The organism is Candidatus Phytoplasma rubi (assembly GCF_026821955.1).
GTDB classification, from domain to species: domain Bacteria; phylum Bacillota_I; class Bacilli_A; order Acholeplasmatales; family Acholeplasmataceae; genus Phytoplasma; species Phytoplasma vitis.
The window spans coordinates 81,176-99,799 of record NZ_CP114006.1; the positions used below are offsets into that span (position 1 = coordinate 81,176).

Consider the following 18,624-nt stretch of genomic DNA (forward strand, 5'->3'; position numbering starts at 1 on the left):
ATCTTACATCTTTAATCTTATTTTTTTTTTTTTTTTTTTATATATAATATTTTTTAAATCTTAAATCTTAAATCTTATTTTTTTTTTTATATATAATATTTTTTAAATCTTAAATCTTAAATCTTATTTTTTTTTTTATATATAATATTTTTTAAATCTTAAATCTTATTTTTTTCTTTTTCTTTTGATTCTTTTCTTTTTCTTTTTTTAATTTTATTATAATCTAAAAATAATATTTTTTCAAGTCTTTTAAAAAAATAAAAAATTTTAAAAATTAAAAATAAGATTAAAGATTTAAGATTTTAAAAATTTTAAAAATTAAAAACAAGATTAAAGATTTAAGATTTTAAAAATTTTAAAAATTAAAAATAAGATTAAAGATTTAAGATTTTAAAAATTTTAAAAATTAAAAACAAGATTACAAGATACAAGATTTTAAAAATTTTTTATAAATTAATTTTATAAATTTTTTGATGAAAAATCTTTAGATAAATAAAAAAAATAGTTCAAAAAGGCTTAATAACCCAGGTTAATTTAACAAAATAAGAAAAAATGACAACGTATAAGGCATCTATTCATTATGAAAAAATAGTGAGTAGTATAAAAAATTTCTATTCTCAGTCATTAAAAATGTCTTATTTTAGCTATTTGATACCTTATAGAGCATTTTAAGGTTCATTTCAAACTCTATTTTATGGTTTCTAAATTTTTGAAAAATTATTTGAATTATCATTGAGGCCATAAATTATTTCAAAAAGAAAACCAACAAGTCAAACTCTCATTATGATCTGAGAGTAGGTTTTTGGTTTTCTTTTTGATTTTTGAATTGATAAGGAGAAAGATAATTTAAATATTGCATTCTTCTTTGATTGTTATAATTTTCAATAAAAGTATTAACGATTTGAGTTAATCGTTCTTTAGTTAAATATTTTCTTTTTTCTAAATAGACGGTTTCACATTTAAAATTAGCGAAAAAAGCTTCTACACAAGCGTTTTGAGCAGGACTGCCTTTTTCGGAGAGACTAAGAATGAGGTTTTTTGCTTGTAAAGTTTTTTGTGTTATTTTTCCAGTATATTCGGCTCCTTGGTCAGAATGAAATAAACCAGGTTGTTTGAAAGTAGGTAATTTACTTAAAGTTCTTAAAACTAAATTAATATCTTTTTTGTTAGAAAGATAATAACTAATAATCTCTAGATTATATAAATCCATGATGACTGATAAATAAAGAATTTGTTTTTGTTCATAAATTAAATAAGTAACATCCACACACAGTTTTTGAAAAGGACGATTGGCTTGAAAGTTATTTTTTAACAGATTTAATTGAGACAGAGGAATGTAATTTCTATTTTGATAACGTTTTAAATAACGATTTTTTCGCGTTTGACATAATAAATTCATTTTTTTCATTTTCAAATAAACTGTTTTAAGATTGACTTTAACTTTTTGTTTTAAAAGTTCTTGATAAACTTTACGATGACCTAAAACAAAAAAATTTTTTCCTTGATAATTTTGATATCTGTTTTGAAAACAAATTTTTCGAATTTTTAGTTCTAAATCAGTTAAAAAAGATATTATTTGAGGTTTTTCTTTTTGATTAGCTACCCAACGATAATAAGAAGCTTTACAAAGACCCAAAAATTTAATTAAATTAACTAAGGACACTTCTTTTCGGTATTGATGAATAATTTGAAAATAAATTTCTTTCTTAATAATTGTATTTGGATGTTTAATTTTTTTTTAATGACTTGTAATTTTTTGTCTTTTTGTTGCCATAAAAAATAATTTTTTTATATGTATAATTATGGCCTATTTGTTGTTGAAGATGAAAAAATTTTCTTTCTTTAAACCATTTCACCCAACGATAAATTTGTTGAACAGCGACAATTTGAAATTTTTGTTGAATTTCTTTATTAGACATTCCTTTTTCTTTAGCGATAATTACTTGAAATTTAGTTTCGAAATCATAATATTTCTTTTTTTTCAGTGGGATTAGCCACAAAAAGCTCCAATTCTCTTTTAGATCAAAAATCTTTTTCTATTATAAATTCTATTATAAAGGAATTTTTGATTAAAAGTTATTTTTTTCATCTCTCTTTTTGTGGTAAATTTTTTTTAATTTTCTTTGGTATTCATTTTTTCAGTATAAAGGGTAATATATTTTTGTTTTGGATTGAAGTGAAGGTAGTAAGTTTTATTTTTACTTTCAAATCTTTTCTCTTCTTGTAAAGGACATTCGACTTCGTTAACATAAAAGTCTTTATCTTCTTCTAGTAAGTATTTATAGCCTTCATAATCCATTTTGATAGTATGATTTCTGGCGACAAAAGAATTATTAAAACCACTATTTGTTGGTCTGAATTTAGATTCTTTATTGCTTAAGTTATCTATATTAAAACCCCGAACTTATAAAGTAAATCATTCACTGCCCTGTTCCAAAACTTTAGACACTTTTTACTTTTTAAAAATTCTTTAAGACTAACTATTAAGTTAGTCTTTTTTTTGTTTTAAAGACTAAAAAAATAATTTCATATCTTTTCTAAAAAACGTTTTTAGAAAGGATTCTAATGTTAAGACAAGAATTATTTAAAGATTTTTTAAAAAATAAAAAGAATTTAGAAATACGAGAACAATTAATTGAACTTCATTTACCTTTGGTAAAAAAACTAGTTTATCAATTTAAATATTATCCTCGAGTTTTAACCAAAGAAGATTTATCTCAAGAAGGGATTTTAGGATTAATCAAATCTCTCAATAATTACGAAGATTTCGGTTATGACTTTATCGCTTACGCCACTCCCATCATCAAATCGGAAATCAGAGAACTCATTAGAAAAAGTCATTCCCCTTCAATCCCCCAAAAAAATCATAAAACCGATAATCTTTCTTTTCAAGAAGAATTTTATGAACCATATCAAATAAATAATTTAAACCCTCATCAATTATGGTTAAAACAAGTTAATCATGAAATTTTTTTAAAAAAAATGAAAGCTAAATTAAGTGAAAACGAATTCAAAATTATCTATTTAAGTTTTGGTGTTCCTTTAGGAAATATTAACGAAGATTATCAAGGATGTTATACCAACACCGAAATAGCTGAAAAACTCAATTTATCTTTAAAACAAGTAGAAAATATTAAAAACATCGCTATCAAAAAATTAAAAAAAACGTTAAAACCTATCGTTCGTCCGTAATGACGTTAAACTAGTTATTTGAAACAATAAAACAAGAAAACTCAGATTACTTTCAAAGTAATCTTTTTTTTATATCAAAATCAAGCATAAAACTTTTGAAACAAAAGTAATAAACGATTCCAACATCAATCAATCAAATTAGTCGTTTAATACATTCGTTTTCAAAAATTTTATCTATGAATAAATAAAAAGAATATATATCAAAAAGAAAGAAAAATAAAATTATGTTAAACAAAGTTCAATTAATCGGCCGTTTAAGCCATGATTTAGAAAAACAATACATTAACAGTAATAACGAACAAATCCCTAAAATTGATTTTCAATTAGCGGTTAATAATAAAGATAAAATCCAATTCATCCCCTGTGTCGCTTTTCGAAAACAAGCTGACAACATGAAGAAATATTTACATAAAGGTTCGAAAATTTATCTTGAAGGAACTTTATCCATCCAAAAATACACGAATAATGAAGGTCAAACCAAAATCAACACTAAAATTATTATTCAAAACGTGATCTTTTTAGATAATAAACCTTTAGACAATAAACCTCATGAATCTTTACCTTTTTAAAAAAATAAAACCTCGGCGGAGGCTCTATTTCTGTAATAATGGTATTTTTTTCTACCATTATTTTTATTTTAAAATAAAAGAACATTAGTGTCAAATCTTTAACAACTAAATAAACTTAATCATCTAACCCCTTTTCAAAAGGGGTTTTTTATTTGAAAAAAACACACAATTATTGTTAAGGATACCAAAAGAAATAAAAAAATAAAGGAGACAAAATGAAAAAAAGATACCCTATTTTATTAACCATTTCCTATTTATTTTTCATCATTAGTAATATTATGGCTTTATTTTTCAATTTTGAATTAGGATTAAAATTTAACGCTACAAACGCCATCTTTTCTGATATTTTCTTTTTATTTTATTTATGGCATAAGGAGAAGAAAGATGAAAATCAATTGGATTGGATGTAAGAAAAAACTTTTACCACAAATTATTGCTCATTTGCCTTCTAAATTTAAAACCTATTACGAACCTTTTTTAGGAAGTGGGGTGCTTTATTTTTACTTACAACCATCAAAAGCGATTTTAAACGATAATGATAACCAATTAATCACTATGTGGAAATAAAGTCTCCAAAATCCCCATCATTTTGTTAACAAGGTCAAAGCCATGGAAAATTATATTTTTCAATATCACAATCAACAAAATCAAAAACAAGCTTTTAAGCATTTATTAAACCAATATAATCAAAATGCCAAAAAAAGAAAAAAATTAACCATGTCAGCTATCTTTTATGTTTTAAATAAATACGCTTTTCGCGGTATTACTTGTTATGATAAGCAAAATAATTTAAAAACAAATTTTGGGTATAAACCCAAACAAAAAACTCCCATCATCAATTTAAACGAATTAGTTACATTCCAAAGACATTTCCAAAAGAAAAAACATGTTTTATATTGTATGGATTTTCGTCAAATTATCGCCAATAGTCAAAAAGGCGATTTTCTTTTTATCGATCCGCCATATTACTATGAAGGAATTAAAGACAAAGAATTTTACCAAAAACAATTTTCATTTACTGATCATCAACAATTAGCCTTGGAATTATGCCAAGCAACCAAAAGGGGTGTTAAATGGTTATATACCAATTACGAAACAACCCCAATTCTTAATTTATTTTCAAACTGTAACATCATTAAAACAAAAACAACAACAAGTCATCGTCTCACCAATAAAAACATCAATCAAGAAATAATTATTAAAAATTATGAATAGAATTAAAATTTTTACCATCGTGTCAGAACATTAAATTTTAAGCGAAACTCTATTTTAATTTAAATAACAGTAATTTTCAAAAGAAAACCAAAATAAAAGGAGAATAAAAAATCATATGAGCGACGCCATGACTGAAATTTCGCGCGGCACTTACTTCAAGGACCGCAGCAAATTAAAACCCAAAACTAAAAATAATAATAAATCAAACAAAAAGGAGAAACCCAAAAATGACAAAAAAAGAATTAATTAAAAAAATCGCTTTAGCCAACAAAACTTCCATAACTAAAACTGAAGAATTTTATAATATCTTCGAAAATAATTTAATCAACGCTATCACTAAGAACGAAGAAGTAGTTTTATTTCCTAAAATAGGCAAATTTAAATTAAAATCAAGAAAAGCCTACATCGGTAGAAACCCTAAAACAAAGAAAAAATTAAAAATCCCTGCCAAAACAGTAGTCACTTTCAAACTTTCTAAAACCATCAAAGACAAAGTGAAAACTTTAATTTTAAAATAACCAAATGATTTTCTTTAAAACACCTAAGAAAGGAGGTTATCTATGTCATTAAACAAAAAAATTTATTTGAGTTTGATCGGATTATTGAGTTTAGGTTTCTTGATTTTATTAATTTTTGGCTTTATTAATTCTCGTCCACCAACTAAAAATCCAACATTAACTAATCAACCTCCATCAACACAACAACAAGAGATCGATAACCAAATCAAATTAGAACAAGCTAAAATCCAAGAACTCCAACAACAAGATCAAACCTTAAAAAACCAAATTGATGAAAATGTTAAAACTTTAACCGACATTATTACTAAAATTAAAACTCTGCAAACCGAATTAACTAATAATCCGCAATTAAATCCAACCATTAAAAACCAAAAACAACAACAATTAACAGAGCTAAGAAATCAACAACAAACCCAACAAACATTAGTCGATAATTTATTAGAACAAAGAAAAGCTTTAAACCAAAATCAAAAAGAAAAACAAGAAGAATTAGAAAAATTAGCGCAAGAAAAAGCCCAACTTCAAACCCAAGAAAACCTCCAACAACAAATTTCCCAATTAAATCAAGCCCTTAATTATGTCGAAGCTAATCAAAAAAGAATTGAAGAATTAAAAACTCAAAAAGAATATCAAAAAAATCAAACTGAATTAAAAAATTTCAAGGATTTTCAACTTTTCTTAACCGATCAAAAATTAGCTTTTGAAAAACAAAAGAAAAATTTAACTATCCAATTAAATCATTTAAAAGAAAACAAACCTCTTCCTCATACTAAAAAACAAGTGACATTCAAAGATGTTTACGGCATGGAAACCGAAAAAGAAGAATTAGAAGACTTATTAACTTATTTTCGCACGAACCAATCCTTAATTAACTTCGATCAAGTCCGCCCCAAAGGTTATTTACTCTATGGCCCTCCAGGAACAGGAAAAACCTTTTTAATCAAAGCGCTTTGTGGGGAAGCGAACGTCCATTTTATTAATTTAATTCCTTCTAAATTCCGCCAAAAATACATCGGTGAAGGAGAAAAAGAAGTGGAGAAAGTTTGGCAAGAAGCCGAAAGTCATGATAAAACCATTATCTTTATTGATGAAATCGAAGGCTTAGAAAATCGTAATGATTCCAATATTTCTTCAGGAGGAGTTAATGTTATTAATACTTTATTAGATAAATTAGATGGTTTTAATAGCAGTAATAAAAAAATTGTTTTAATGGGAGCAACTAACAATCTTCACAAAATTGATTCCGCTTTACGCAGTCGTTTCAGTAAAGAAATCTATATCGGTCATTTAAAAGATTCCGAAATTGAAGGTTATTTAAAACATATTATTGTTCCTTATCAAATTAGTTATCATACTTTCTTAGCTTTAAAAGATATTACCCAATTATGTCAAGGTAAAAACCTCTCTAACCGTGATTTAACGACAATTATTGAAGAAGCTTACAAAAAAACCGCTAAATGGGCTAAACAAAATCCTCAAACCCATGAAGTCATGTTGCCTTCGGATATCGAAGAAGTTTTACAACTAAAATTAAAAATAAAACCCGATCATCAACAAGTAAAACAACGCCGAACAGCTTGTGAAAACCAATACGCCCAATGGCGCGAAGGAATCCTTCAATATTTAGATAAACCCAAAGATGAAACCAAAATAGAAACCAATTTTACTTTTGATGGTTTAAACGGAATTAACTATTACAATCGTCGCTATTCTCAAATCCAATCTGAATTAAATGATATTAATCAGCAATTAACTAAAATCCACCAAGAAAACAAAATTCCACAATTAGAACAAGAATTAATCACTTTAAACCAAACGCCTGACAAATACGAACAAACCATTAAAGATAAAAACCAAGAAATAATCGATATTAAAAATAAACTTAAAACTCTTCCAACTCAAGAAGAAAGATTAAGAAAAGAATTAAAGCTGGTCGAAAATCGTCGTGAAATTCAAAAAGAACCATCAAACCTCGCTAACTACATCAAAGACCGTTATCCTTTCGACCGTTGGAACAATAGAGGATTTAATTATGAGAAAACCTCTATTAATGGATTTGAATTTTCTCGTTTTGATACTGAAGATGACAGTTATTTATGGCGTTATATTAAAATAGAAAAACAATTCAAAGAAAACTCAAGTGGTAACTGTTTAATCATTAAATACAAAGGCCCTAAATACTTCTTAGACGACGACAAGGACTATTATCTTGGTCGCCGCACATGTTTCCAACTCTAACTTCAAATTAACCAATTCACACCTCCACTTCAACCCTGTCCGTAAAACTTTATCCCTTTACCAAGATAAACACAATAACGATAAAACCAAAGAAGCCGAAAACAAAAAAAACGGCCTGGACTATTTCTAAAAAAAATTAACTTTTAATTATTCAAAATTAATTAATAAAACTCGCTCATTTTAGCGAGTTTTTTAATTTTAAAAAAACTAAAAAAGGAAAAAACAAATGAAAAAATTTAAAGGAATTGTATTTCTATTTACATTAATGGGCATTATGTTAATAACAAACATAATTTATATTTTCATTAATCATCATTTTAAAGAATATATTAACCTTCAAAACGATAATTTAAACGAAAATATTGACCGAGTTAATAAAAAAGTCGATAAACTAGATGAAAATATAGATAATTTAGAAAAAATTATAATAAATCAAAATAAATCCAATCAAGAAAGCGAGTAAAATCATATGGCTAAAAAAACAAATAAAAACACTAAAAATCAATCAAAAAACAATAAATCTAACGAAATAATTATCAAAAGAAAAACTCAAACTCCTAAAATAATTATCGAAACTCAAACTAAAAAAGAAAAATGGTTTCTTAAAATCATTAAAACTTTCTTTAATATCCTCGTTTGGTGCATCCCATTATTATTAATTAGTGGGGCGATTTATTGGACCCTTTTCAAATTCTTCCCTGAAGCTTTAAACCAAATCACCGCTTTTACCAGTAACGCTGCGGTTAAAACTAAAGTGTTATATGATAAAGCCACTCAACCAATTCGTCAAGTTATCGAGTATATTTATAATAAAATAACAGGAAACGATAAAGATCCTAATCATACTCCTTCACCACAAAATAAATTAGGTTATTATCTAGCGACTACTTTAAGTGTCATTGGGATTTGTTTGGGAATTGGAAAAGTCGGTCATTGGTTAAAAAGCGGGAAGAAAAAGACTATCAAAAAAGGAACTAAAGCCATCATTCAAAAAAAAGCTACTTCCAAAATAGCTAATGTCGGTGGTAAAATCCTTAAAATTTGTAGTAAAGCTTTATTTTGGGTTTCTTTAGTTTCAACTGCTTACGAACTTTACCAATTTTATCACGAAGAAACTAAAATCCCTAATCCACCACAACAATTAACCCATAAAATGGAAAATCCCCCAACACCAATCTTACAAACACCATCTATTCAACAATCATTCAATCCAACTATTATTGAAAATGAAGAATCAACTTTAACTAATAATAACGAAGATAAAACAGAAACAAATCAAGAAGAAAGTCAAACTGGTAACCTTAACAATCCCTGATAAAGGTTCAGTTGAACAATCTCCAACTGAACCTATCTTATTGCAACAAGAACAACTCCAACAAACACCACCCCTTGGCGAGGAATTAAAAGAAACTAACAAAACAACTGAAACGCAACAACTAACTCCTGAAGAAATCATCAAAGCCAAAAACTTATTAGAAATTCAACTTCAAAAAGAAAAAATTAATAGTTTAACTTTAGAAACTCAAAAAGCCAATTTAGAACATGATTTAACTCAAAAACAAGAAGAATTAGAAAACAATCAAAAACTATCTGAACAAGAAAAACAAGAACTTCAAAAAGAAATTAATCAACAAAATGATAAAATCCGTTCTAAAGAAAACGAAATTTTTACCCAAGATAAAAAGATTAATCAATTAGAAACTGACCTTCACCAAGAAAAAACGATCAACACCAAAAAAGAAAAACAAATTAATGAATTAATCAACCGAATCAACGAACAAAATCAAATGACCGAACAACTCCAAAACCAACTCCAAGAACAAAAAGTCTTAATTGAAACTAAAAATCAAGAATTAATAACTAATCAAGCTTTATCAGAACAAGAAAAACAAGCACTCCAAAAGGAAATCAATCAATTAACTACTAATTTTCAACAAAAAGAAAAAGAATATCAAGCAACTATCTACCAAAAAGACCAAGAAATCACCCACTTAAACCAAATCATCAACGAACAAGCAAATGAAATTAACCGTTTAAGCGAGGAATTAGAACAACAAATCGACAAATGGGTGCAACAAGGTCTTCACATTGAATGCTTTAGAAGGAACCATTAAAGCTTTAGAAAACGTCTCTGGCAAATATCTCGAAGAAAACGCAGAACTCCGTCATGAAATCAACAAACTTAAAGAACAAATAAAAGACGAACAAAAAGCCCATGAAGCAACTAAATCTGATTTAAAAATAAAAAATAACGAATTAATCGAAAAACACAAAGAATTAACAAAAATCGATTTAATAATCCAAAATCAAAAACTCAACTATAGCACCGCAATTCAACCTTTGACGACAAAAATTAAAGAAGATGTAAAACAAGGAATTGAAGGTATAAAGGAAAAAGTTGAAAAAGTAACTTCTTGGTTCAAAAGTTGGTTTTAATTAAAATTCAAAAGTTAAATGTGTTAAAATGTTGGTATGTTATAAATTACTCGAAAGGAATTAATCATGTTTAATATTAAAAAAATCATTAAATGGTTTTTTATCATATTAGGGATATTTCTTTTTTTAATTATCGTTTTTATTGGTTTTATTGTTTTAACCGAAAAAAAAATCAATAAATTACCAAAAGAAAAAATTCCTATTTTAAATGAACCCAAAATGGAAATTCATGAAGAATGGTATGACAATAATAACAAATGTACCATGATTAAAGCCAAATACACCTTCGATGGCCTTAATGGCATCGGCTATTATCGACAACAACTTCAAGAAAAAAAAGGTAGTCATAACGATATTTCAATCGCTCAAGAACGCCTCGAAACCCAAAAAGAACCCTCTAACTTAGCTTATTACATCGAAGACCGTTATCCCTTCGACCTTTGGAAGGAAAACTCAGCGAACGGATTTGAATATTCTCGTTTTGATACTGAAGATGACAGTTATTTATGGCGTTATATTAAAATAGAAAAACAATTCAAAGAAAACTCAAGTGGTAACTGTTTAATCATTAAATACAAAGGCCCTAAATACTTCTTAGACGACGACAAGGACTATTACCTTGGTCGCGCACATGTTTCCAACTCCAATTTAAAATTAACTCATTTCCACCTCCACTTCAATCCTGTCCGTAAAACTTTATCGCTTTACCAAGATAAACACAATAACGATAAAACCAAAGAAGCCGAAAATAACAAAAGAACCAGCGATGACTGGTGATAAAAAAGAATCAAAATTGAAGGAGATTTAATTAATGTTTAAATTACAAAAACATTTACTATTATTTAATATTATTTTATTTATTGGTTTAGGTTTAATTTTCATTACTAATAATCAACAAACAATGGGAATGGATAATAACGATGGCATATCTGAAAATAATTCCGTTGTTGATAATCATATAGATGAATATAATATTTTTAGAAACTTATTATTAACCCAAGGTAGAATATCTCAACAATTGATTAATGCTCTTTTTAATCATAGCTCAGAAACGGAAATTAATTTTTTTTCGAATCAACTACAACAAATACACCAACAAATAATAACTTATCAACAAAGACAACTAAATAATCAAGAACGAATGTTAAGAAATTTTGATAATAATATGACAAGAGTTCAATTAGAAAGGGAATATTTATTGTTAACACAAGAGATGATTTCAGCCATTAATAATACACCACTTTATGCTTCGGAAGAACAAATAAATACTTTAAGAAATATTCAAACAAGAATAGATCAAAATCAAAGACAAATAAATATCATTAGAAATCAAATACAAAATAACCAAAATCGACCAAATAATAATAGAAGACGTTAAAATAATTTAAAATATGCTTTATTTTTATTATAAATATCAAAAGGAGATTTAATTAATGGTTAAATTAAAAAAACATTTACTATTATTTAATATTATTTTATTTATTAGTTTAGGATTATTTTTAATTATTAATAATGTTCATCAAGTAATGGCTATGGAAGGTTTATTTCATGAAGAAATTCAAGAAATTACAGAGACAGAGTCAGAAGAAAATGAAGAAATAACAAATAATATAAGTAAAACAAATATTATGACTAAAGAAAAATTTGTGTCTTTACATGAAATAGGGCATGCTGTAGTTGCTTTTGAATTAAGTCAAAGACATAGAGAATATCCAAATCTTATAAAATTTAAAGGAATAGAATTAAAACAGAATGATGAAACAATTGATGGTAGCACCGATTTTTCTTTTGATATAAACAATATGTTTGGACATTTATTTGCATTATCTGTTTATTATGGTGGGTTAGAGGTGGAAAAAACTATCACAACAACTATAGAAGAAATTAAAAATAGAGGTCAACATGATGAACAAGATATCGAAAAAACGGCTCAATATATCACAGAAAGAGGATGGTTTTTAGGTGATTTATATTTATCAACAGATTCTTTAGAAATAAGAAAAGATAAAATAAAAAATATTGCTCAAACAAAAACACAAGAAATAATTCAACAATATAAAGAATTTTTATCTCCCCTTGCTGATGAATTATTACAAAGAGAAGTTATTAAAATTGGAGATTTTCAAAAAATACTGAAAAAATTAATTGATCAAAAAAAACTTTCGCTTAAACCAGAACAACCAGAACAACCAGAACAACCAGAACAAATAGAACAAATAGAACAAATAGAACAAATAGAAATAATTAAAAAATTTAAATGTGATTGTGTTATTTTATAAAAAAATAACTAACAAAAAATAAATATAATATTAACTATTATGTGTCATAAATATTATTTCTAGTTTCAAAAATGAAAGTTGAAAAATTTATTTTTATTACACATTTAACAATTCGAAAAAACAATAATCAATTATCAACAACTTATGGTGAACAACCAGAAAGTTCTAGACGAAACATCAGTTCTGCAATAAATAATGATGATGAAAACGAATTATCAGATGATGAACTTCAGCCTATGAATTTAATGAAAAGCACTTCTAAATGTCCAAATGATAAACCAGAAAGTTCTAAAAAGAACGATTATAAAAAATAAAAAGGGAGATTTAAATTATGTTTAAAATTAAAAATAATTTATTATTTTTAAATATATTTGTATTTATAATTTTAGGGATGTTCTTAATGACTAATAATGTTCATCAATTAATGGCTGCTCCTAAAAAAGATCATGGAAAAAATATAATTTCTTCAAAAGAAGAAGATAAAAAAGATGTGAAAAATTATTATGAATTATATAATAATCTTGAAAGTTGTTCAGAAGAAGACAGAAATACAATTATTCAAATGTTATCAAATCCAGAAATAATAAAAACATTAAGAGAAAAAGCTAAAGAAGAACAAAACCAAAAAAAAGGTTCTTCTTCAAAAAAACCTGATGATTTATAAAAATAATTTAATATAATATAAAATTTTACTATTTTAATTAAGACCTTTCAGGGTCTTTTTTTATTTAACAACACATGCAAAACTGGAAAGGAAACCAAAAACCATGTTCATAAAAAAAATCTTTCAATCTTTACCTAGTAATCTCATCTTTTTCATCATCACTCTACTTTCATTTATTCCAATTATAACCATTTATTATGTCATTAAATTCTATCTTTTCACCGTCAAACTAAGTATTCACCAATTAAAACAAGGAATAGTGGTTCAATTTTATCAACATTTAACCACGCAACAATCCAATCATCATGTGGAATTTCATTAATACTTGGTTAACCAAGATAAATAATAGCCTTAATACTATCAGTCGTTATTTCTTTACTTATCAAAATCAATGGTTAAACTTAGGTTTATTAATAATTATTTTATTATTTCTTCCTCATCTTTTGTATTTAATTGATTTTCTTTTTAAATGTTTTTATCACATTCTACGGTTTATTTATTATTTAGGAAAATATCTTTTATTATTGTTAAAGAAAATATTTAAGAAAGAATGATTACTATGAGAATTAAAAACTTAAATCAACGCACCAAAGAATGGTATCAACACCGCAAACAATATATTAACGCTTCCGAAATCGCTTCCATTACAGGGTTAGATCCCTTTCGTTCCATGGAACAATTAGTTCATGATAAGCTTTTTGGAACTACTTTTACCGCTAATCAATATACGCTTCATGGACAAAAAATGGAACCAATCGCACGTCAATTTTTCATACAAAAAACTAATTTAACTTTTGAAGACACCATTTTCACTGATGATCAAGTTAACCTTTTTTCAGCATCTTTAGACGGCTACAATGAACAAAATCAAGCTGTTTTAGAAATTAAATGTCCTTTTGTTAATGAAAACCAAGAAGTTTCATCCACTTGGACTAGTTTTTTAACCAATCCTCAACTCGAAAATATCCCTCAATACTACTGGGCCCAAGTTCAATGTCAACTCTATTGTTCTCAAGCGCACTTTGCTTACTTTTTAGTTTATTTTCATGACACTAATTATCATGTAGTACGAATTTATCCAGATAATCATTTTATTTCTAAAATGATTAAAGATAGTCAAAAATACTTAGCCCTTTTAACCAAATCCAAAGAAGAATTAGAAAAAACTACTTATTTAAAACAATTAAGGAAAATCAAATAATTAATTAATACTTTTAGACCTTCAAATTGAAGGTCTTTTTTTATGCCCAAATTAAGATTAAAATGAGAAAACAATGAAAACAACCAAAAAGAATTTATTGACAATTACGGATATAAAGTTATTCAAGAATACGATAAAGATACTGGTACATCTATTAAAGACATTTTTTATCAACTTGATGGTAAAACTATTCATTACATAGATGAATACGACAAAGCTACTAGCAATATTATTAAAAAAACTGTGTATCGACTTGATGGAAAAACTATTGACTATGCATATGAATACGATAAAAAGTATCGTAACATGTTTAAATATATTGAATATCAACCTGATGGAATAACTTTTAAAGAAATAAGCGAATACGATTATGATGAAGAACCAATCACAACAACATATTACAATCTCGATGGAACAATTAGTGATATCATTAACTTTTAAAAATCCAACAAAAACCAAATAAAAGGAGAAATCAATAATGAAATTAATCGTTTTTGAAGGACTTGATGGGAGCGGAAAAACTTCTCTTATCAATTCCCTTCAACCCCATTTAAAAACTCCCTTTCAAACTTATCAAGGCTTAGGGAGTAGTTCACTTGGAAAGGAAATTAGAGATTTATTTTTAAATTTTCAACAAGTAGATTACCTCACTCGTTTTTATTTAAGTCTCGCCAATATGGCCCAAATCCAAGCGGAATTATTAAAAAACAACCAATTAATTATTTTAGACCGTTGGTTACCATCCACTTATGCTTACCAATTATTCCCCTTTTCAAACGAAAAGAAACAACTTTCCCCTTTAAAAAAGATCTTTAAGCTGAATCATGAAATTATCTTAAAAAAACCCGATTTATTAATTTATTTAGATATTGATCCTCTCATCGGAAGAACTAGAAAGAAGAAACAAAAAAACCATCAAAGAGATCTGATTGAAAGACAATCCTTAACTTATTTTCAAACTGTTCGTCAAGGATACGAACATTATTTAACTCATTATACTAACGACATTAAGAAATTAATCTTAAACGGAAGTGATCCCATTTCATTCAATATTCAAAAAATTATGAAATATCTAGGAGAAAGATAATGGCTATTGTTATTAAGAAAAAATGTTAAAACGGTAATCTTTATTTTTATTACCATAACGGAAAAATCAAAACCATCAAACCTGATGGAACCATTACTTGGAAAACGAAAAAAATTAAGAAGAAAAGACCTTAAAACGAGTTCTTTTTTTTATTTAGAAAGGAAATAAAAAATGTTAATTAACGAAGATTTTTACCACATTAAACAACTTAACATTAACACTCAATGTGTTAATATTTTAAAAAAACTTTTTCATAAATCATCATTTTCACTTAATTTTCATGAATATATGAATCATCATCACCATTTACTAGATCAATATTTAACTAATAACAACTATCACTCTCAAAGTCAAAAAGTGATCCGTGGTAAAATCAATGAATATCTTATTTTATTCTATTTTCAAAACCAAGGAATCATTCATTTATATCCTCAAGCTTATTTATTTTTTATCCCCGACATTAAATTTGATTTAGTGTTATTTACAAAAAATAAAAGGATTATCGCTTTTAATTTTAAAATATGTCTTCGTGATCGCTATAAACAAGCCATGGTAGAAGCCCAACAATTAAAAAAACTCGATACTCGTTTTGAATTTTATTTATTAACTAATAACACTGTGGAAACTCAAAGATTAAACAAGAAAATCACTCAAGGGAAAATCCCAGGAATTAACCAAGTCATTGATTGTTTTTCGCCTCAAGCGAATATCTTTTTACAAAAATTACTTACTCACCAATTCCTCCCTTTTAGTGATATTAACATGATTAAAAAATAATAAAGGAGTTAATTAAAATGTTAACCAACGAACAAAAAGCGTTAAAACAAATCATTTTCTATATGAACCAAAATAAAGCTGACCAATTAAATTTTTATTTTCAGCTCATTGATCCACAATCTTTTTTAGATAAACAACATATAAAAATCTTTCAGGCCTTAAAATATTTAATTTTAGAAAAAACAACTAATCATCCCTTTGATAAAATCAAATCTCAAACTGAAATTATCAAAGAATTAATCACTTATCTTCAAACTCATTTTCCCCAAGATCACTTTACTAAAGAATCACTATCTTTTTTAAGTAATGATTTTAGTAAGGAAAATAACCTTGATTTCTTAGATAACTTAAAACATACTTATACCCAAGAAAAACTATTTCAACAACTCTTAAAAATCATTAGTCCTTCTTTTGAAAACAAAGATCCTTATCATAAACATCTATACTACCAAGAAATCTTTGATAAATTAAGGAAATTTATGTCCTTTATACCTCATCCCTCCGATAAGACTTTGTTAACTTTAAATCAAATGGCTTCTTGTCATCCTGAATTTTTCGAGTTCAATCAACAAGCCAAACAAAAAATCCAAGAAGAATATTACCGCTTATCGGAAACTTTCAAAGGATTAAATCATGCCACAAAAGGCTTTAAAAAAGGTTAAATCATCACCATTGGGGGCTATACTGGTTTAGGAAAAACCACTTTTGTTTATAATCTTTTGTTAGATATCACTAAAACTAAATACAAAGAAACTCATCATCATCCCCATCTCTTAGTTTTTTCTTATGAAATGACCTTAGAAGAAAATTTAAGTCGTTTATTAGCCCACCAAACTCAAATTCCCTTAGATGTTATTTTAGATAAAAATTGGGAAGAATCAAACATCACCACACATACCTACATGGAAAGGATGAATGACACTCAACAATTCTTTTCCCAGCTTAACTTATCATTTAGTTATGATCAAGGTAAAAAAATAGATTATATCATTGATTTAGTTTATCGCCTCTATTTGGAACAAAAAGTTGAAATCATCGTTATCGACCATCTCCAAATTACCAAATCGACTAATCATTTAGAAAATGACCGTTTAGCCATTGACGAAATTATGACGAAACTCAAACAATTAGCAATTGAATTAAACATCGTTATTATCATTTTATCTCAATTTTCAAGAGATACATACAGCAATTACCAAGGTAAATCACCAGAAATAACAGCTTTAAAAGGAAGTGGCGGAATTGAAACTAACTCAGATATCGTCTTAATGATGTCTAAATTCCAACCCAAAATATCCAAAGACAAAGAAAAACCATTAAATATCTATAATCAAGATTTAAATAAATTATATTTAGAATCAAAAAATAACGAATCTCAAAAAATTATTGAATTATCTATTAAAAAGAATCGAAATGGCACCAAAAAAAACTTAATTTATCATTTTGAAATGACCACTCAAACCTTCCAAGAAATCGGTTATGTTTTGCCTTATCCATTAGAAAATTATTAAGGAGTTCATCAATGAATTATCAAAATAAAATAAAACACATTCAAACTCATTTCCCCATGTCAGTTTTATTAAAAAAATTAAAAATTTTACCTCTAAATTTTAATAACCACCACCGTTTCCCTTGCCCCATCCATCAAGGAAAGAATCCCACTTGTTGTCATTTCACTTCAACTAATAAAATTCATTGTTGGAAATGTGGGAAAGATTACGATATTATTGATGTTTATATGGCTATCCGTCAGATTCAATCCTTTCATGAAGCGATTCAAAGAATAGAAGGATTTATGAATTCTTTCGAATTTAAAACCTTAAGACGACAAGAAAAAGAAATAACAAAAATAACTACTAACCCTTTTCAACAATCATATCAACCTATTAAATCAAAAAAGCCAATTGACGAAAAGGAAATTAATATCAAAAAGAAACAATTATTTAAAGAAATCTCACCCTTATTCAACCAAATTAGAGATTATTATCATTATTTATTGACTTCTAACCAAAATAACGAAAGTCAACCAGGATTAACTTATTTAACTCAAAAAGAAAACTTACTTTAAAAACCATCAAAGAATTTAAACTTGGTTACGCTCCTTTAATGGATAAACCACTATCTTTTCGTCTCATAAATTACTGTCAACAGAAAAATATTAATATCGATCAATTATTAGAATATGGTTTTATCAAAGAAAAACCAGTCAACAAAATAAAAAATATTTTCATGATGCTTTTCATGGTTCCATTATTATCCCCATCGAAAACGGTTATCATCAAACTTTTCATTTTTATCAAAACCATTTCCGCGAAGTTTCTTACTTTCAACCCAAATACCAAGCTTTAACTAATTTTAGTCAAACGCCGACCTTTCATTTCAGTTATCGGTTTTTTGAAGCATTACCATATATTAAAAAACAAAAACCATCATCATTCATGAAGGTTT

General features: G+C 26.6%; 25 protein-coding genes and 4 pseudogenes. 26 read left to right on the top strand and 3 right to left on the bottom strand.

The annotated features are described in order from the left end of the window. Positions 1–781: 781 nt before the first annotated feature. The 3 genes from RS022_RS00355 to RS022_RS00365 all read right to left on the bottom strand — a co-directional run bounded on the left by RS022_RS00355 (position 782) and on the right by RS022_RS00365 (position 2,299). Positions 782–1,732 carry an IS3 family transposase gene (locus RS022_RS00355; protein ID WP_308738529.1) on the bottom strand — a complete coding sequence of 317 codons (951 nt, stop codon included), beginning with the start codon at positions 1,730–1,732 and terminating at the stop codon, positions 782–784. Then, on the bottom strand, positions 1,728–2,000 hold the full coding sequence (locus RS022_RS00360) for a helix-turn-helix domain-containing protein (RefSeq protein ID WP_268849942.1): 273 nt from the start codon (positions 1,998–2,000) through the stop codon (positions 1,728–1,730). The genes RS022_RS00355 and RS022_RS00360 overlap by 5 nt, the downstream gene beginning before the upstream one ends. A gap of 113 nt (positions 2,001–2,113) precedes the next feature. After that, positions 2,114–2,299 (bottom strand): hypothetical protein, encoded by a 186-nt coding sequence (locus RS022_RS00365; protein ID WP_268849943.1) that lies wholly within the window; start codon positions 2,297–2,299, stop codon positions 2,114–2,116. A gap of 266 nt (positions 2,300–2,565) precedes the next feature. Here RS022_RS00365 and RS022_RS00370 point away from each other — a divergent pair, with 266 nt between their 5' ends. From RS022_RS00370 to RS022_RS00495, 26 genes and pseudogenes are all read left to right on the top strand, one after another. Beyond that, positions 2,566–3,192: a sigma-70 family RNA polymerase sigma factor gene (locus RS022_RS00370; RefSeq protein ID WP_268849944.1), complete on the top strand. Its 627-nt coding sequence runs from the start codon at positions 2,566–2,568 to the stop codon at positions 3,190–3,192. A gap of 224 nt (positions 3,193–3,416) precedes the next feature. Beyond that, entirely contained in the window at positions 3,417–3,761 is a 345-nt protein-coding gene (locus RS022_RS00375) for a single-stranded DNA-binding protein (protein WP_268849945.1), read from the top strand. A gap of 215 nt (positions 3,762–3,976) precedes the next feature. Continuing rightward, entirely contained in the window at positions 3,977–4,171 is a 195-nt protein-coding gene (locus RS022_RS00380; RefSeq protein ID WP_268849946.1) for a hypothetical protein, read from the top strand. After that, positions 4,146–4,976: pseudogene (locus tag RS022_RS00385) on the top strand (DNA adenine methylase). The gene RS022_RS00380 and the pseudogene RS022_RS00385 overlap by 26 nt, the downstream one beginning before the upstream one ends. A gap of 115 nt (positions 4,977–5,091) precedes the next feature. Further along, complete coding sequence (locus RS022_RS00390) at positions 5,092–5,226, top strand: hypothetical protein (protein WP_268849947.1); 135 nt, start codon at positions 5,092–5,094, stop codon at positions 5,224–5,226. Further along, entirely contained in the window at positions 5,204–5,494 is a 291-nt protein-coding gene (locus RS022_RS00395) for an HU family DNA-binding protein (RefSeq protein ID WP_268849948.1), read from the top strand. The genes RS022_RS00390 and RS022_RS00395 overlap by 23 nt, the downstream gene beginning before the upstream one ends. Positions 5,495–6,298: 804 nt before the next feature. After that, positions 6,299–6,718 (top strand): annotated as a pseudogene (locus tag RS022_RS00400) (AAA family ATPase); the annotation flags it as partial. Between the two features lie 267 nt (positions 6,719–6,985). Beyond that, a pseudogene (locus RS022_RS00405) lies at positions 6,986–7,862 on the top strand (hypothetical protein). A 96-nt stretch (positions 7,863–7,958) separates the two neighbouring features. Continuing rightward, positions 7,959–8,195 (top strand): hypothetical protein, encoded by a 237-nt coding sequence (locus RS022_RS00410; protein WP_268849949.1) that lies wholly within the window; start codon positions 7,959–7,961, stop codon positions 8,193–8,195. A gap of 6 nt (positions 8,196–8,201) precedes the next feature. Beyond that, positions 8,202–9,047 carry a hypothetical protein gene (locus RS022_RS00415; protein ID WP_268849950.1) on the top strand — a complete coding sequence of 282 codons (846 nt, stop codon included), beginning with the start codon at positions 8,202–8,204 and terminating at the stop codon, positions 9,045–9,047. A gap of 40 nt (positions 9,048–9,087) precedes the next feature. Next, on the top strand, positions 9,088–9,846 hold the full coding sequence (locus RS022_RS00420; protein WP_268849951.1) for a coiled-coil domain-containing protein: 759 nt from the start codon (positions 9,088–9,090) through the stop codon (positions 9,844–9,846). After that, positions 9,821–10,168: a chromosome partitioning protein ParA gene (locus RS022_RS00425; RefSeq protein ID WP_268849952.1), complete on the top strand. Its 348-nt coding sequence runs from the start codon at positions 9,821–9,823 to the stop codon at positions 10,166–10,168. The genes RS022_RS00420 and RS022_RS00425 overlap by 26 nt, the downstream gene beginning before the upstream one ends. 66 nt (positions 10,169–10,234) lie before the next feature. Continuing rightward, complete coding sequence (locus tag RS022_RS00430) at positions 10,235–10,945, top strand: effector (protein ID WP_268849953.1); 711 nt, start codon at positions 10,235–10,237, stop codon at positions 10,943–10,945. Positions 10,946–10,979: 34 nt separating this feature from the next. Then, complete coding sequence (locus RS022_RS00435; protein WP_268849954.1) at positions 10,980–11,546, top strand: SVM family protein; 567 nt, start codon at positions 10,980–10,982, stop codon at positions 11,544–11,546. A gap of 55 nt (positions 11,547–11,601) precedes the next feature. After that, positions 11,602–12,447, top strand: a complete 846-nt coding sequence (locus RS022_RS00440; RefSeq protein ID WP_268849955.1) for an SVM family protein — start codon at positions 11,602–11,604, stop codon at positions 12,445–12,447. 71 nt (positions 12,448–12,518) lie between these two features. After that, a complete protein-coding gene (locus tag RS022_RS00445; protein ID WP_268849956.1) occupies positions 12,519–12,761 on the top strand; it encodes a hypothetical protein in 243 nt (80 codons plus the stop codon). Positions 12,762–12,778: 17 nt separating this feature from the next. After that, positions 12,779–13,111 carry an SVM family protein gene (locus RS022_RS00450; RefSeq protein ID WP_268849957.1) on the top strand — a complete coding sequence of 111 codons (333 nt, stop codon included), beginning with the start codon at positions 12,779–12,781 and terminating at the stop codon, positions 13,109–13,111. A gap of 103 nt (positions 13,112–13,214) precedes the next feature. After that, entirely contained in the window at positions 13,215–13,433 is a 219-nt protein-coding gene (locus tag RS022_RS00455; protein ID WP_268849695.1) for a hypothetical protein, read from the top strand. Continuing rightward, positions 13,417–13,665, top strand: a complete 249-nt coding sequence (locus tag RS022_RS00460; protein WP_268849958.1) for a hypothetical protein — start codon at positions 13,417–13,419, stop codon at positions 13,663–13,665. Before RS022_RS00455 ends, RS022_RS00460 begins: the two co-directional genes overlap by 17 nt. Before the next feature lie 5 nt (positions 13,666–13,670). Continuing rightward, positions 13,671–14,312: a YqaJ viral recombinase family nuclease gene (locus RS022_RS00465; protein ID WP_268849959.1), complete on the top strand. Its 642-nt coding sequence runs from the start codon at positions 13,671–13,673 to the stop codon at positions 14,310–14,312. A gap of 162 nt (positions 14,313–14,474) precedes the next feature. Further along, positions 14,475–14,753, top strand: a complete 279-nt coding sequence (locus RS022_RS00470; protein ID WP_420885780.1) for a DUF2963 domain-containing protein — start codon at positions 14,475–14,477, stop codon at positions 14,751–14,753. A 37-nt stretch (positions 14,754–14,790) separates the two neighbouring features. Beyond that, positions 14,791–15,399, top strand: a complete 609-nt coding sequence (gene tmk, locus RS022_RS00475; RefSeq protein WP_268849960.1) for a dTMP kinase — start codon at positions 14,791–14,793, stop codon at positions 15,397–15,399. Positions 15,400–15,570: 171 nt separating this feature from the next. Then, positions 15,571–16,176 carry a hypothetical protein gene (locus RS022_RS00480; RefSeq protein ID WP_268849961.1) on the top strand — a complete coding sequence of 202 codons (606 nt, stop codon included), beginning with the start codon at positions 15,571–15,573 and terminating at the stop codon, positions 16,174–16,176. Between the two features lie 17 nt (positions 16,177–16,193). After that, positions 16,194–17,687: pseudogene (locus RS022_RS00485) on the top strand (replicative DNA helicase). Positions 17,688–17,698: 11 nt separating this feature from the next. After that, positions 17,699–18,244, top strand: a complete 546-nt coding sequence (locus RS022_RS00490; protein ID WP_268849962.1) for a CHC2 zinc finger domain-containing protein — start codon at positions 17,699–17,701, stop codon at positions 18,242–18,244. Positions 18,245–18,249: 5 nt separating this feature from the next. Continuing rightward, complete coding sequence (locus tag RS022_RS00495) at positions 18,250–18,525, top strand: hypothetical protein (RefSeq protein ID WP_268850224.1); 276 nt, start codon at positions 18,250–18,252, stop codon at positions 18,523–18,525. The last annotated feature ends 99 nt before the right edge of the window (positions 18,526–18,624 follow it).

Bases quoted from the DNA above. Each gene is read 5' to 3' on its own strand.
- RS022_RS00365 (WP_268849943.1), bottom strand. From the start codon at position 2,299: ATGGATTATGAAGGCTATAAATACTTACTAGAAGAAGATAAAGACTTT.
- RS022_RS00370 (WP_268849944.1), top strand. From the start codon at position 2,566: ATGTTAAGACAAGAATTATTTAAAGATTTTTTAAAAAATAAAAAGAAT.
- RS022_RS00375 (WP_268849945.1), top strand. From the start codon at position 3,417: ATGTTAAACAAAGTTCAATTAATCGGCCGTTTAAGCCATGATTTAGAA.
- RS022_RS00380 (WP_268849946.1), top strand. From the start codon at position 3,977: ATGAAAAAAAGATACCCTATTTTATTAACCATTTCCTATTTATTTTTC.
- RS022_RS00390 (WP_268849947.1), top strand. From the start codon at position 5,092: ATGAGCGACGCCATGACTGAAATTTCGCGCGGCACTTACTTCAAGGAC.
- RS022_RS00395 (WP_268849948.1), top strand. From the start codon at position 5,204: ATGACAAAAAAAGAATTAATTAAAAAAATCGCTTTAGCCAACAAAACT.
- RS022_RS00410 (WP_268849949.1), top strand. From the start codon at position 7,959: ATGAAAAAATTTAAAGGAATTGTATTTCTATTTACATTAATGGGCATT.
- RS022_RS00415 (WP_268849950.1), top strand. From the start codon at position 8,202: ATGGCTAAAAAAACAAATAAAAACACTAAAAATCAATCAAAAAACAAT.
- RS022_RS00430 (WP_268849953.1), top strand. From the start codon at position 10,235: ATGTTTAATATTAAAAAAATCATTAAATGGTTTTTTATCATATTAGGG.
- RS022_RS00435 (WP_268849954.1), top strand. From the start codon at position 10,980: ATGTTTAAATTACAAAAACATTTACTATTATTTAATATTATTTTATTT.
- RS022_RS00440 (WP_268849955.1), top strand. From the start codon at position 11,602: ATGGTTAAATTAAAAAAACATTTACTATTATTTAATATTATTTTATTT.
- RS022_RS00445 (WP_268849956.1), top strand. From the start codon at position 12,519: ATGAAAGTTGAAAAATTTATTTTTATTACACATTTAACAATTCGAAAA.
- RS022_RS00450 (WP_268849957.1), top strand. From the start codon at position 12,779: ATGTTTAAAATTAAAAATAATTTATTATTTTTAAATATATTTGTATTT.
- RS022_RS00455 (WP_268849695.1), top strand. From the start codon at position 13,215: ATGTTCATAAAAAAAATCTTTCAATCTTTACCTAGTAATCTCATCTTT.
- RS022_RS00460 (WP_268849958.1), top strand. From the start codon at position 13,417: ATGTGGAATTTCATTAATACTTGGTTAACCAAGATAAATAATAGCCTT.
- RS022_RS00465 (WP_268849959.1), top strand. From the start codon at position 13,671: ATGAGAATTAAAAACTTAAATCAACGCACCAAAGAATGGTATCAACAC.
- tmk (WP_268849960.1), top strand. From the start codon at position 14,791: ATGAAATTAATCGTTTTTGAAGGACTTGATGGGAGCGGAAAAACTTCT.
- RS022_RS00480 (WP_268849961.1), top strand. From the start codon at position 15,571: ATGTTAATTAACGAAGATTTTTACCACATTAAACAACTTAACATTAAC.
- RS022_RS00490 (WP_268849962.1), top strand. From the start codon at position 17,699: ATGAATTATCAAAATAAAATAAAACACATTCAAACTCATTTCCCCATG.